Below are 13,448 nucleotides of genomic sequence, written 5' to 3'. Positions count from 1 at the left end.
CGCGGCGGGAGTTGTCCACATGCGGCGCGGCGGCGTGCCGGATCGTCTGTACGGATGTATAGGCTCGTCCCCGTGACTCGTCCCACAAGCCACCGCCTCCAGCGTCCCGCCCTCCGTCTCCGCCTGCTCGCCACCGGGCTCGCCCTGACCGGGCTGCTCGCGACGGTGCTCGTCGACGCGCCGAGCGCCAGCGCGGCGAAGTACCCCTCGTGGGACGAGGTCCTGGCGGCGCGGGGACAGGAGTCCGCGAAGCAGGAGCAGATCACGCAGATCCGCGGCATCATCTCGGGCCTGAAGGACGAGGTACGGGCCGCCGAGGCCGAGGCGAAGCGGCTCGGCGACGAGTTCTTCGAAGCCCAGAGCGACGCGCAGGAGGCCGCTGCGAAGGAGCAGAAGCTCCGCGCCGACGCCGACGAGCACGCCGAGATCGCCGAGCAGAGTGCTGCCCAGGCCGGTCAGTTCGCGGCGCAGATGGCCCGGCACGGCGGCGCGGACGTGACCGCGTCGGTCCTGGCCGAGGGCGAGGACGCCCGCGACCTGCTGTACGACCTCGGTGCGCTGAGCAAGCTCTCGGAGCAGGCCGAGCGCGTCGAGTCCGCCGCCTCCGCTGACGCAGCGGTCGCCCGCTCGCTCACCGCGCAGGCGGACCGGGCGTCCAAGGCCCTCGACGACCTCGCCGCGAAGGCGGAGGAGAAGATGCAGGCCGCCCAGGCGGCCTCGAACAAGGTGCAGACCGCCTACGACGAGCAGCAGGAGAACAAGGCCCGGCTCGACGCGCAGCTCGCGACCCTCACCTCGGGCCGCGTGCGCACCGAGGCCGAGTTCGCCAAGGGCGAGGCCGCACGCAAGGCGGCGGAGGAGCGCGCCCGACGTGCGGCCGAGGCCGAAGCGGCACGGCAGGCAGAAGCGGCACGGCGGGCCGCCGAGGCCGCTGCGGCCGCGAACGGCGGCGGCGGTGGCGGCGGCGGTGGCGGCGGCGGCGCCCCGGTCGGCGGGTCGAGCGGCGGCGGCAGTGGTGTCGGCACCGGCACCGGCAGCGGGTGGGTCCGTCCCGCCGGCGGCTACGTCATCAGTCCGTACGGCTACCGGGTCCACCCGATCACCGGTGCGGTGACCAAGCACGACGGGCTCGACCTGACGAGCGGGTGCTCGACGGCGATCGTCGCCGCGTCTGCCGGCACGGTGGAGTACGTCGGCTGGTACGGCGGCTACGGCAACTACGTGCGCATCAACCACGGCGGCGGGGTCGCGACGGCCTACGGGCACATCGTCGACGGCGGCTTCCGGGTCTCCCCCGGCCAGCAGGTCTCCGCGGGGCAGCTCATCGCCCTCGTCGGCTCGACCGGCAACTCCACCGGCTGCCACCTGCACTTCGAGGTCCACATCAACGGTGCGACCACGGACCCCGCGCCCTTCATGGCCGCGCGCGGCGTCGGCTTCTAGCCCACCGGTGCGGCGCTCGTCGGAACCGCCCGACGAGCGCCGCACCAGCCGTCACCGGTAGGTTCGATCCCATGCGCGTCGCGACCTGGAACGTGAACTCCGTCCGCACCCGAGTGGGCCGGATCGTCGACTGGCTGGTGCGCGAGGACGTCGACGTCCTCGGCATGCAGGAGATCAAGTGCAAGCCCGAGCAGTTCCCGGTCGAGGCGTTCGAGGCCGCCGGGTACCAGGTTGAGGCGCACGGGCTGAACCAGTGGAACGGCGTCGCGTTCGCCAGCCGTCTGCCGATGGAGGACGTCACCCGGGACTTCCCCGGGCAGCCCGGGTTCCTCAAGGGACACGAGGGGCCGGACCTGCCGGTCGAGGCCCGTGCGATGGGCGTCACCGTCGACGGTGTCCGGCTGTGGAGCCTCTACGTGCCGAACGGCCGTGAGCTCGGCGACCCGCACTACACGTACAAGCTCGACTGGCTGGCGCAGCTGGCCGACCGCACCGGCGAGTGGCTCTCCGCGGAGCCGGACACCCCGCTCGCGCTGATGGGCGACTGGAACGTCGCACCGCTCGACCAGGACGTCTGGGACATGCGGGTGTTCGACGGCGCCACGCACGTCAGCGAGCCCGAGCGCGCGGCCTTCCGCGAGTTCGAGGCGCGCGGGCTGCAGGACGTCGTGCGTCCGCTCGTGCCTGCGGGCTACACGTACTGGGACTACAAGCAGCTGCGCTTCCCCCGCAACGAGGGCATGCGCATCGACTTCGTGCTCGGCTCGCAGGCCTTCGCGGACGTCACGGTCGGCGCGACCATCCACCGCGACGAGCGGAAGGGCGACGCCCCGAGCGACCACGTGCCGGTGTCGGTCGACCTCGACCTCGAGACCTCGCTGGACGACGACCGCCCGATGATCTTCTGAGGCTCGCGCACCGGTCGACGTCGTCCACACCCGTGTTACGCCGCGGGTCCGTCGTCGTCGACGGGCTCCTGCTCCGTGCGTAGGTTCGTCTGCACCGAACCCCTCCGAGAGCAGGTGAAGCCATGTCCCGCACGACCCCGTCGACGATCCTTCCCATCCAGCGCGCCATGGCCGGCGCGAACCCCCGCGCCTGGCGGGACGGCCTGGTGGTCGAGGTGCACGACGAGTCCGTCACCGTCCTGCTCCTGGAGGGCACCGTGACGACGCTCCGCGTGGCGGACGCCCGGGGCACCGCCGTCGTCGGTGACCCCGTCGCCCACCACCCGGTCGCGGAGATCCTGACCGTCGGCGGCCGATCGGCCACCGCTCGGGCCGTCCGGTAGCCGCCCGGCGGCTCAGTCCGTCGTCGCGTCCAGCATCGTGCGGCACGATGCGACCATCTCGTCGCACGCCATCGCGCAGTAGCGGCACGCCTCGTCCATCTCGGCGTGACGGTGGCACTCGGCGGCGCAGGCGGACCCCATGGCGACGCAGGCCTCGAGGACCGTGCGCATCGCGGCGGCGTCCATGCCCTCCGGACGCATCAGCATCCGCATCGCGGTGTCGGCGAGCATCGCGGTGTTCGCGCACATCGCGGCGCACGTGGCCATCTCGCCGCCCATGCGCACGTCGCTCGCCGAGCACATGGTCGCAGCCATCGACGCGGCGTTCATCGTCATCATCGTGTCCTGCACCATCTCGCCGTCCAACGTCATCGGCATGGCGTCGGTCGGCATCGTCCGCATCATCGCCGTGGTGTCCATGGTGTCCTCCGGTTCCTCGTGGTGCCGGCGCGGTACTGCGCCCGGTCGTCGGCCACGGTACGCCCGCTACGGGTGCAGGAGCGCGGCGACGACGACCAGGACCGGCACCGAGCCGATCGTCGAGATGAGCACCACGTCGCGCGCCACCGGCACGGCCGCCTGGTACCGCTGCGCGTAGTTGAAGACGTTCTGTGCGGCCGGCAGGGCGCCGAGGGTGGTCAGCACGAACACGTCCTGGTCGCCCAGGCCGAACAGGTACCGGGCGACGACGAACGCCACGGCCGGCATCACGAGCAGCTTGAGTGCGGAGGCGACGAGCACGTCCGGCCGGATCGACGGGTCCCGCAGCGGCGCGGCACCGTGCAGGCTCATCCCGAACGACAGCAGCACGACGGGCACCGCCGCGGCACCGACCAGCGAGAACGGCTCGAGCACGGGCGCGGGCAGCTCGAGACGCAGGGCGGAGCACAGCAGCCCCGCCAACGAGGCGATGATGATCGGGTTGCGGAACGGGCCGACCACCCGCGACCGCCAACCGCCACCGCCCGCCGTCGCCGCGTCGAGCACGGTCAGGGCGAGCGGCGCCAGCACGACGAGCTGCAGCAGGATGACCGGCACGACCGCGGTGGCCTGCCCGAGCACGTAGACGGCCACCGGCAGCCCGATGTTGTTCGCGTTGACGTACCCCGAGGCCAACGCCCCCACGGTCGTGGTCGCGACCGGTCGTCGCAGCACCAGGCGGAACAGCACGACCGCGACGAGCGCCACGGTGACGGCGCTCACGAGCGACACCCAGAGCATCGGCGAGAGCAGCGTCTCGATGTGCGCCGTGGCGATCGTGTGGAACAGCAGGCACGGCATGAGCACGAAGAAGGCCAGGCGGCTCATCACGAACTGCGCGTGCGGACCGAGCAGCCGGACGCGCCCCACGACGTAGCCCGTCGCGATGATCGCACCGATGATCGCGAACCCCGTCAACACGCCACCCATCGCACCCATCCTCGCAGCACGGCCCGGCCGCCACGACCAGCACGGCAACACGTGCGGCCGTCTGCGGCGGATGTGACGTCGTTCAGACTGGAAATGCGTTCGCATCGAACACCGTTGCAGCCACCATGACCTCGACGTCCGACACGCTCTCCCGTTCGACCGACTCCAGCCAGCCGCTCGTGCCGCTGCTCGAGGAGCGCTGGAGCCCCCGCTCCTACGACGACTCCGCGACCATGACGGACGCCCAGCTCGACGCCGTCCTCGAGGCCGCTCGCTGGGCTGCGTCCGCCATGAACCACCAGCCGCGCCGTTTCATCGCCGGCCGCCGCGGGACCGACACGTTCGCGAAGATCAACGAGAACCTGCTCGGCTTCAACGCCGCGTGGGCGTTCCGCGCGAGCGCGCTCGTCGTCGGTGTGCTCGAGACCACGACCGAGGACGGCGAGGCGCGCCCCTTCGCGCAGTACGACCTCGGCCAGTCGCTCGCCGCGCTGACCGTGCAGGCACACGCCGAGGGACTCCACGTGCACCAGATGGCCGGCATCGACGCGGAGGGCCTGCGCGCCGCGTTCGACCTGCCCGAGCGCTTCCTGCCCTACACCGTGACCGCGATCGGCACCGTGGCGGACCCGTCGCAGCTCGACGAGAAGGCCGCCGAGCGCGAGGTCGCCCCGCGCACCCGCCTGCCCCTCGACGAGGTCGTCCTCGTCAAGGAGTAGTGACGACCGCGCAGCAGCGCGTGACGACGGCCGGGCTCCGACGGGTCCGGCCGTCGTACCATGTAGTGACATGGATCAGCAGCAGCAGCCCGACCAGCACCTCGACGTCCCGACGCCGGAGATGAACTTCTACACGCGCAAGTGGGTCCGCCCGGAGGACCTCAACGCGAACGGCACCCTCTTCGGCGGCAGCCTCCTCCGCTGGATCGACGAGGAAGCGGCGGTGTACGCGATCATCCAGCTCGGCAACGGCAAGGTCGTCACGAAGTACATGTCCGAGATCGTCTTCGTGTCCTCCGCGCAGGAAGGCGACATCGTCGAGATCGGCCTCGTCGCGACGCGCTTCGGCCGCACGTCGCTGACGATGCGCGCCGAGGCCCGGAACCTGTTCACGCACCGCAGCATCCTGACCATCGACGAGGTCGTCTTCGTGAACCTCGACGAGGACGGCAACCCCGCACCGCACGGCTACACGGACATCACCTACGCCCGCGACCGCGTCCCAGCCGCCCACCGCTCCTGAGGACGGCGGGACCCCGACCGCGCCGGCACGAGCCGCGGGATCCGCACGGACAGCGGCCCCGGACGGGCACCTGACAGAATCGGTGCCATGACCACGCCCCGCCTCGTCGCCTTCGACCTCGACGACACCCTCGCGCCGTCGAAGTCCCCGCTGGATCCGCGCATGCTCGAGACGTTCGCGTCCCTGCTCGCCACCGTGCCGGTCGCGGTGATCTCGGGCGGCAACTTCCAGCAGTTCGAACAGCAGCTCGTGCACCCGCTCCGTGAGCGGGACGGGCTCGTCCTCGACGACCTGCACCTGCTCCCGACGTGCGGCACGGCGTACTACCGCTGGTCCGGGTCGGACTGGTCCCTGCAGTACGCCGAGGACCTCACCGACGACGAGAAGGCCCGGGCCCTCGCGGCCGTCGAGGCGCAGGCCAAGGCGGCCGGGTACTGGGAGTCGGAGACCTGGGGCGAGATCCTCGAGGACCGCGGCTCGCAGATCACCTTCTCGGCGCTCGGGCAGTCCGCCCCGGTCGACGTCAAGAAGCGCTGGGACCCGACCGGCGAGAAGAAGGACCACCTGCGCCGGCTCGTCCAGGCGGAGCTGCCGGACCTCGAGGTCCGTTCGGGCGGTTCGACGAGCGTCGACATCACCCGAAAGGGCATCGACAAGGCCTACGGCATGCGCCGTCTCGCGGAGCTGACCGGCATCGCGCTCGACGAGATGCTGTTCGTCGGCGACCGGCTCGACCCGGAGGGCAACGACTACCCGGTGAAGGCCCTCGGCGTCCCCTGCCACGCGGTCGAGGGCTGGGAGGACACCGACGCGTTCCTCCGCGACCTCATCCCGACGCTGCGCTGACGCGCGGAGCGACGGACGGGAGGCCCGTGGCGGGGCCCGCCACGGGCCTCCCGTCCGTCGTGCGTGCCGTCAGGGGATGCTGCGGACCGCCTCGACGAACGATCGGATCCGCGCGGCGTCCTTGACGCCGCGCTCCGACTCGACGCCGCTCGAGACGTCCACGCCGTCGGGGTCGAGCGCCTGCACCGCGGCGACGACGTTGGCGGGTGTCAGGCCGCCGGCCAGGATCCAGGCCTCGTCCACCTTCCCAGCGATGGACGCAGGGTCGACCAGGTGGCCGCTCCCGGGCGCCGCCGCGTCGAGCAGGAGCAGGTCGTGGTCGAACGCGGCCCGCTGCTCCGCGGTCTCGCGCAGGTAGTCGTCGGCGGACACGGCGCGGATGGTGAAGAACCCGGCGTCGCGCGCACGGGCGAAGTCGCTGACGGACTCGCGGCCGTGCAGCTGGAGCGTGGTGAGCCCGACCTCGGAGGCGATGCCCACTACCTCGTCGATCTGCTGGTCGCGGAACACCCCGACGGCGTCGATGCCCTCGGGCAGGCGCTCGACGAGCTCCTTCGCCAGGTCCGCGGTCACGGTCCGGGGGCTGCCCGCGGCGAACACGAACCCGACCGCGTCGGCACCGGCGTCCACGGCGGCGTCAACGGTCTCGGGCGTCGACAGGCCGCAGATCTTGATCCAGCGCTGTTCGGTCATGCTCCCATCCTGCCAGGGACGACGGACGTCCGGACCCGCCGATGCCCTGAGCAGGTGCCCTGGACCGACGCCCTGGGCCGGTGCCGGGCGTCAGTGCAGGGTGCCGGCGATGTACGCGGCGGCACAGGCGGCCAGTACGCCGAACGTGGCGAACGACCCGACCAGCACGTTCCGGCGGCGCCAGCGACGGACGGCACTGAACGTGCCGCGCTTGGCGTGCCGGTGTGCCGCGCGGTGCAGCCGGTGGTCGCGCTTGTGCTTCGAGCGGTCCGGTCCGAGCGGCACCGGCCCGGTGATCTGGGTCGACCCGCCACGCAGCGCGTTCGCCACCGCGATCGCCGTCGGGCGCTTCGCGGGGTCGCGGTGGGTCATCTTGGCGAGCAGGTCCTTCCAGTCCGGACCGACCTCGTCGGGGACCTCCGGGTCGTTGCGGAGCCGCGCGAGCGCCGCCTCGATGAGGGTGCCCGAGTACTCCTGCTTGCCGGTCAGCGACTCGAGCAGCACGAGGCCGAGCGAGTAGACGTCGGTGGCGAACCCGATCGGCTCGCCGGCGACCTGCTCGGGGCTGAGGTAGGCGGCCGTGCCGATGATCGTGCCGTCGTTCGTCAGACGCGAGCCGTCGACGAAGTGCGCGACGCCGAAGTCGGTCAGCTTGACGGAGCGGACGAAGCCGGAAGCCCCCTCGTCGTTGATGAGGATGTTCGCCGGCTTGACGTCGCGGTGGACGATGCCGCGCGAGTGCACGTACGCGAGCGCGTCGGCGAGCTGCGCGCCGAGGTCGGCGACCTCGTAGTTGTGCAGGGCACCGCCCGCGAGTCGTCGCAGCAGGGTGGTGTCGGCGATGAGCTCCATCACGATGAAGCGGTGCGGGCCGTCCTCGAAGTCGTGGGTGCCGGCGTCGTAGAGCGGGACGAGGCCCGGGTGCGAGAGCATGCTGAGCAGCCGGATCTCGCGTTCCTGCCGGACACGGTCGGCCGTCGTCATCGAGTCCGGCGTCGCGAAGAGCTTCACGGCGACCGCGCGGTAGGTGTGCTCGTCGCGGGCCTCGTAGACGGAGCCCATGCCACCGGTACCGATGAGCTTGACGAGTCGGTACCGGCCCGCGAGGACCGTGTCCGCTCGTGCGCTGTCGACCAGGGTCATGCTGCACGTCGTTCCGTCGGGAGCCATCGGGACCGCGGCAGGTGCCGTCGTGTTGGCTCGCCTGCAACGGTACGCGTCCCACTTCGATCCCGCTTGGGCGTTACGACATCGTGATGGGGGACAGATGCCCGTGGTTCCGCGGAAGTACGGGGGTAGCGTCCGGGGGCACGAGACCGCTCCCACTACGCAAGGAGGACAACATGGCGCTGTCGAAGGGCGACGAGGTCCACTGGAACACCTCGCAGGGCCGGACCACCGGCAAGCTCGTCGAGAAGAAGACGGAGGACTTCACGTTCGACGGTCAGGACTTCAAGCCGAAGGACGACGACCCGTACTGGATCGTCGAGTCGGAGAAGTCCGGCAAGCAGGCCGCCCACAAGGAGTCTGCCCTCACGGAGAAGTGACTCCTCAGTCGTCCGTGGGCGTCGCGCGTCGGCGCCCGCGGACGCCTGACGACCGGTCCGCGGTCCCGCTCGGACGCCGCTCCGCCCGTTCCGCGCGGAGGCGCCGGACGCGGCGGACGACGAACGTCACCACGACGACCGCGATCGCCACGTAGAGCACCCGGTCGATCCACTCGGTGTACTGCTCGACCTTGTCGTACTGGGTGCCGAAGGCCGCTCCGAGCAGCACGAGGGCGCTGTTCCAGATGCCGCTGGCGATGATCGTGAACACCGAGAACGTGGCGAGGTGCATCCGGTCGGCACCGGCCGGCAGCGAGATGAGGCTGCGGACGATCGGCACGAACCGGCCGAAGAACACCGCGCTCTTGCCGTGCCGGTGGAACCAGTCGGCCGCCTTGCGGAAGTCGTCCTCGTCGACGAGCGGCAGCTTGCCGAGCGCCCGGACGGTCCGCTCGAACCCGATCACCGCGCCGAGCCAGTAGAGCACCAGCGCGCCCAGGTACGAGCCGAGCGTCGCGAGCAGCAGCACGAGCACGAGGTTCATCTGCCCGGCGCCCGCCAGGAACCCGGCGAGCGGCAGGATGACCTCGGACGGGATCGGCGGGAACACCGTCTCGACGAAGAGCATGAGCGCGACGCCCCACTCTCCCAGGGCGTCGATGAGCTGGAGGACGAAGCCGGACAGCCCGCCCAGGTCCTCCGTCCCTTGCGTCCCCGACCCCGCGGCGGTGATGGTCACGGGCAGGATCGGCGGCAGCGTCAGGGCGGTCGTCATCCCCCGAGTCTCCCTGAGTGCCCTGACAGATCTCGGTACGTCGTCCGGGTGGCGACCGAGGGAGCGTGGCACGAGCGCGCCGGCGTCGGACCGCAGCGACGACGGACGGGAGGCGCGGTGCCGGCTGGCACCGCGCCTCCCGTCCGTCAGGTGGTGGCGTCCGTCAGACCGCGGCGGGGGCGCGCTGCCCGACCGTGTCGCCGGCGACCGCCGCCTGGTCCGCGGCTGCGGCCGAGGACCCGGGCGACTTGCGCACCCACTTCTTCAGGCCGACCAGGACCAGCGCGGAGACGATGGTGCCGGCCAGGATCGCGACGATGAACATCGCGATGTCCCCGATGGCGAAGAACACGAACACGCCACCGTGCGGCGCGCGGGACGTCACGCCCGCCGCCATCGAGACGGCACCGGTGACCGCCGCGCCGACCATCGACGCCGGGATCACGCGCAGCGGGTCGGCCGCCGCGAACGGGATCGCGCCCTCGGAGATGAACGAGGCGCCGAGCAGCCAGGCTGCCTTCCCGTTCTCGCGCTCCGGCTTCGTGAAGCCGTTGCGGTAGAGCACGGTCGAGGCCAGCGCCAGGGCCAGCGGCGGGACCATGCCTGCCGCCATGACCGCCGCCATGATCTCGAACGGCACGACGTTCGACGCGGTGCCGGCGCCGAGCCCGGCGACGGCGAACGAGTACGCCACCTTGTTGACCGGGCCGCCGAGGTCGACCGCCATCATCAGGCCGAGGATGACACCGAGCAGGATCGCGGTGGCGCCGTTGAGCGAGTTGAGCCAGGTGGTGAGCTGCGTCATGAGCCACGCGATCGGACCACCGAGCACCAGGAGCATGAGCCCGGAGGCGATGATCGAGGCGAACAGCGGGATGATCACGACGGGCATGAGGCCACGCAGCCAGCGCCAGGTCGGGATGCGTCCGATCCAGTAAGCGGCGGCACCGGCGATGAGACCACCGACGAGCCCGCCGAGGAAGCCGGCGTTCATGAACACGGCGATCGACCCGGCGACGAAGCCCGGCGCGATGCCCGGACGGTCGGCGATCGCGTAGGCGATGTACCCGGCCAGCGCGGCGACGAGGAACCCGAGCGAGACGGACCCGATCTGGAAGGCAGCGGCCCCGAGGTAGTAGCCGAGCCCCTCCGGCGGCAGGTCCAGCAGGGTGGAGTGCGTCAGCGTCCAGACCGCGTTGTTCACGCCGTCGTCACCGTGGGTCGACGCGATCTCGTAGCCCGAGAGCAGGAAGCCGAGGGCGATGAGGAGCCCGCCGCCCGCGACGAACGGGATCATGTAGCTCACGCCGGTCAGGAGCCAGCGCTTCAGGGCCTGACCGAAGTGCTCGTCGGCCTTGTTCGACTCGGTCGCGGTCGCCGCGCCGCCCTGCACCCGCGCGGCGTGCGGGTCGTCGGAGGCTCGGATGGCCTCGGCGATCATCGCGTCGGGTTCGTCGACGCCGCGCTTGACCGGACCGGACACGAGCGGCTTGCCGGCGAAGCGACCGCGGTCGCGGACGTCCACGTCGACCGCGAACACGACGGCGTCGGCGCGGGCGATGAGGGCCGGGTCGAGGGGCTCGACCTGCGAGGAGCCCTGCGTCTCGACGTGCATCTCGGCACCGGCGCGCTCGGCGGCGGCGACGAGGGCGTCGGCCGCCATGTAGGTGTGCGCGATGCCGGTCGGGCACGCGGTGACACCGACGATGACCTTGCGTGCCCCGGCGCCGTCCTCGGCGACGTGCGCGCCGGCTGCCGCGGCGGGCGCGGCCGTCGTGGTGGAGGCGCTGCTCGCCGTGCCGACGCCGGCTGCGGCGACCTCGCCGCCCACCTCGCGCTGCACCAGGTCGACGATCTCCTGCGGGGTCGAGGCGGCACGGAGCGCGGCCGTGAAGTCCTCGCGGATGAGTGCCCGGGCGAGGGTCGACAGGACGGTGAGGTGGTCCTTGTCGGCGCCCTCCGGCACCGCGATCATGAAGACGACGTCGGCGTCGCCGTCGGGGGCGCCGAACGGCACCTTCCGCGCCAGGCGCGAGAACGCCAGGGTCGGGCTCGACACCGAGGCCGACCGGGCGTGCGGGATCGCGATGCCGCCGGGCACACCGGTGCCGACGCTCGCCTCGCGCGCGATGGCGTCCTCGGCCAGGACGCTGCCGTCGGCTGCGCGGCCGGTCGCGGCGACGCGGTCGGCGAGCACGCGGATGACGTCGGACGACGTCGCGCCGAGGTCCTCGTCGAGGCCGACGAGCTCAGCGCTGATGAGGCGCTGGGTCGTGTCTGCGGACATGGGTTGCTCCTTTGCAGTGGCGCCGGGGGCGCGGGGGCCAGGCCGACGGTGCTGCCTGGTTCGAGGGGAGGTGCTGCGGGGTCGGTCAGGCGGTCGGCGCCGGGACCTGCGTCGTGTGCAGGGTCCGGACGGTCACGCTGCCGGGGTCGGTGTGGTCGAGGGCGGGGACGTCGCTGCCGGGCAGGGCCGCCGCGGCGGCTCCGGTGGCGACGGCCTGGGCGAGGCGTTCCGCGGCGGGGGCCCCGGCGACCTCGGCGAGCAGGTAGCCCGCGAGTGACGAGTCGCCGGCGCCGACCGTCGACCGGGCGACGATCCGCGGTGCGGCGGCCACGTGGCTGCCCTCGCCCGAGACGAGGACCGCGCCGGCGCTGCCGAGGGTGAGCAGCACGGTGTCGACGTGCTTGTCGCGCAGGCGGTGGGCCGCGGCGACGGCGGCCTCGAGGTCCTGCTCGTACACCTCGGGGTCGCCGCCGACGACCTCGGCGAGTTCCTCGGCGTTCGGCTTGACCAGGTCGATTCGCTCGCCCGACTGCAGCAGCGCGGTGAAGGGGACGCCGGACGAGTCGACGGCGATGCGCACGGCGTCCCCGTGCCGGGCGCGGACGGCACGGACCAGCACGGCGAGCGCGTCGTCCGGCAGCCCCGGCGGCAGGGACCCGGCGAAGACGACCCAGCGGGCGCCCGGCCCGGTCGGGGTCGGTCCGGCGGCGTCCGCGACGAGCGCGGCGAGGTCGTCGAGACGCCCGGCGAGCGAGGGCCCGGGCTCGTTGAGCTTGGTGGTGGTGCCGGTCGGCTCGGTGACGGTGACGTTCGAGCGGAGCGGGGCGCCGATCGGCAGCGCGGCGGTCGGGATGCCCCGGGTCGCCAGGCCGAGCAGGACGGGGTCGAGCTCGTCACCGGGCAGGACCGCGAGGGTGTCCCCGCCGCTCGCGACGACGACCCGGGAGACGTTGACGCCCTTGCCGCCGGGCTCGGCCGTGGTCCGGACGGCCCGCTGCACGGCGCCGCGCTGCAGCTCGCCGCCGAGCTCGATCGTGCGGTCGAGGCTCGGGTTCGGGGTCACGGTGACGATCCGGGTGCTGTGCTGGACGGTGCGACTCTCGGGGCTCATGCGACCACGACCTCCACGTCGGCGTCCGCGAGCGCGCCGGCGAGGTCTGCCGGGGGCTCCTGGTCGGTGACGAGGGTGTCGACCTCGTCGAGCCGGGCGAAGCGCATGAGCGCCTCGACACCGTGCTTGGCGGCGTCGGCGAGGACGACGCTGCGACGGGCGGCGAGCACGTAGGCGCCCTTGACGGCGGCCTCGTACTCGTCCGGCGTGCTCAGGCCGAAGCCGGCGGACAGGCCGTTCGTGCCGACGAAGGCGATGTCCGGGCGGAGCGCCCCGATCTGCTCGACCGTGGCCGTGCCGACCGCGGCGCTGGTGACGCCGCGCACCCGACCGCCGAGCAGGTGCAGCTCGACGTGCTCGGAGTGCTGCAGGGTCGCGGCGATCGGCACCGAGTTCGTGACGACGGTCAGGGTCGCTCCGGCCGTGGCGGGCTCCCACCGGGCGAGTTCGGCGGCGACGGCAGCGCAGGTGGTGCCGGCGTCGAGGGCGATGGAGCCGGTGAAGGTCGACGGCACCAGGCGCATCGCGGCGCGGGCGATCGCGGTCTTCGCGGTGCCGTGCTGTCCCTCGCGCTCGGCGACGGAGAGCTCGACGACGCTGGAGCGACCGACGGGGACCGCTCCCCCGTGCACACGGCGCAGGACCCCGGCGGTCTCGAGCACGTCCAGGTCGCGCCGGACGGTCTCCGTCGTGACGTCGAAGTGCTCGGCGAGGTCGGCGACGGACACCCGCCCGGCCGACTGCAGCGCGGCGGCGATGGCGTCCTGCCGCTCGGTTGCATACATGCCCGAACTCCTTCGTTC

Annotated in this window: 15 protein-coding genes; 7 read left to right on the top strand and 8 right to left on the bottom strand. The window is 72.4% G+C overall.

The window, feature by feature from the left end:
* Positions 1-72: 72 nt before the first annotated feature.
* The 3 genes from DEJ23_RS06180 (at position 73) to DEJ23_RS06170 (ending at position 2,734) form a co-directional block, all read left to right on the top strand.
* Positions 73-1,443, top strand: coding sequence for a M23 family metallopeptidase (locus DEJ23_RS06180; protein ID WP_111239402.1), 1,371 nt, complete (start codon positions 73-75; stop codon positions 1,441-1,443).
* Positions 1,444-1,514: 71 nt separating this feature from the next.
* The gene (locus DEJ23_RS06175) at positions 1,515-2,351 is read left to right on the top strand and encodes an exodeoxyribonuclease III (protein WP_111239401.1); all 837 of its coding nucleotides are present in this window, start codon (positions 1,515-1,517) and stop codon (positions 2,349-2,351) included.
* Positions 2,352-2,473: 122 nt separating this feature from the next.
* Entirely contained in the window at positions 2,474-2,734 is a 261-nt protein-coding gene (locus DEJ23_RS06170) for a nuclease (RefSeq protein WP_111239400.1), read from the top strand.
* A gap of 12 nt (positions 2,735-2,746) precedes the next feature.
* Here the strand turns inward: DEJ23_RS06170 and DEJ23_RS06165 are convergent, their stop codons facing one another.
* The gene (locus DEJ23_RS06165) at positions 2,747-3,154 is read right to left on the bottom strand and encodes an aldehyde dehydrogenase (protein ID WP_111239399.1); all 408 of its coding nucleotides are present in this window, start codon (positions 3,152-3,154) and stop codon (positions 2,747-2,749) included.
* A gap of 66 nt (positions 3,155-3,220) precedes the next feature.
* On the bottom strand, positions 3,221-4,144 hold the full coding sequence (locus DEJ23_RS06160; protein WP_111239398.1) for an AEC family transporter: 924 nt from the start codon (positions 4,142-4,144) through the stop codon (positions 3,221-3,223).
* Positions 4,145-4,269: 125 nt separating this feature from the next.
* Between DEJ23_RS06160 and DEJ23_RS06155 the strand changes: the two genes are divergently transcribed.
* From DEJ23_RS06155 to DEJ23_RS06145, 3 genes are all read left to right on the top strand, one after another.
* Entirely contained in the window at positions 4,270-4,863 is a 594-nt protein-coding gene (locus DEJ23_RS06155; protein ID WP_111239397.1) for a nitroreductase family protein, read from the top strand.
* Between the two features lie 70 nt (positions 4,864-4,933).
* Positions 4,934-5,386, top strand: a complete 453-nt coding sequence (locus tag DEJ23_RS06150; RefSeq protein WP_111239396.1) for an acyl-CoA thioesterase — start codon at positions 4,934-4,936, stop codon at positions 5,384-5,386.
* An 87-nt stretch (positions 5,387-5,473) separates the two neighbouring features.
* Entirely contained in the window at positions 5,474-6,232 is a 759-nt protein-coding gene (locus DEJ23_RS06145) for an HAD-IIB family hydrolase (protein ID WP_111239395.1), read from the top strand.
* A 69-nt stretch (positions 6,233-6,301) separates the two neighbouring features.
* On the opposite strand, the gene DEJ23_RS06140 is transcribed toward DEJ23_RS06145, so the two are convergent.
* Both DEJ23_RS06140 and DEJ23_RS06135 read right to left on the bottom strand, forming a co-directional pair.
* Positions 6,302-6,925, bottom strand: coding sequence for a phosphoribosylanthranilate isomerase (locus DEJ23_RS06140; RefSeq protein ID WP_111239394.1), 624 nt, complete (start codon positions 6,923-6,925; stop codon positions 6,302-6,304).
* Between the two features lie 90 nt (positions 6,926-7,015).
* On the bottom strand, positions 7,016-8,068 hold the full coding sequence (locus DEJ23_RS06135) for a serine/threonine-protein kinase (RefSeq protein ID WP_181429144.1): 1,053 nt from the start codon (positions 8,066-8,068) through the stop codon (positions 7,016-7,018).
* 200 nt (positions 8,069-8,268) lie between these two features.
* Between DEJ23_RS06135 and DEJ23_RS06130 the strand changes: the two genes are divergently transcribed.
* Positions 8,269-8,472 carry a DUF2945 domain-containing protein gene (locus DEJ23_RS06130; protein WP_111239392.1) on the top strand — a complete coding sequence of 68 codons (204 nt, stop codon included), beginning with the start codon at positions 8,269-8,271 and terminating at the stop codon, positions 8,470-8,472.
* 4 nt (positions 8,473-8,476) lie between these two features.
* On the opposite strand, the gene DEJ23_RS06125 is transcribed toward DEJ23_RS06130, so the two are convergent.
* The 4 genes from DEJ23_RS06125 to DEJ23_RS06110 all read right to left on the bottom strand — a co-directional run bounded on the left by DEJ23_RS06125 (position 8,477) and on the right by DEJ23_RS06110 (position 13,430).
* Complete coding sequence (locus DEJ23_RS06125; RefSeq protein WP_258375285.1) at positions 8,477-9,247, bottom strand: DedA family protein; 771 nt, start codon at positions 9,245-9,247, stop codon at positions 8,477-8,479.
* Between the two features lie 163 nt (positions 9,248-9,410).
* Positions 9,411-11,534, bottom strand: coding sequence for a fructose-specific PTS transporter subunit EIIC (locus DEJ23_RS06120; protein WP_111239391.1), 2,124 nt, complete (start codon positions 11,532-11,534; stop codon positions 9,411-9,413).
* Positions 11,535-11,619: 85 nt separating this feature from the next.
* Positions 11,620-12,645, bottom strand: a complete 1,026-nt coding sequence (locus DEJ23_RS06115; RefSeq protein WP_111239390.1) for a 1-phosphofructokinase family hexose kinase — start codon at positions 12,643-12,645, stop codon at positions 11,620-11,622.
* On the bottom strand, positions 12,642-13,430 hold the full coding sequence (locus DEJ23_RS06110) for a DeoR/GlpR family DNA-binding transcription regulator (protein WP_111239389.1): 789 nt from the start codon (positions 13,428-13,430) through the stop codon (positions 12,642-12,644). Before DEJ23_RS06110 ends, DEJ23_RS06115 begins: the two co-directional genes overlap by 4 nt.
* Positions 13,431-13,448 lie beyond the last annotated feature (18 nt).

Source organism: Curtobacterium sp. MCSS17_008 (assembly GCF_003234185.1).
Taxonomy (GTDB): domain Bacteria; phylum Actinomycetota; class Actinomycetes; order Actinomycetales; family Microbacteriaceae; genus Curtobacterium.
This window is presented reverse-complemented; position numbering and strand designations above follow the sequence as displayed.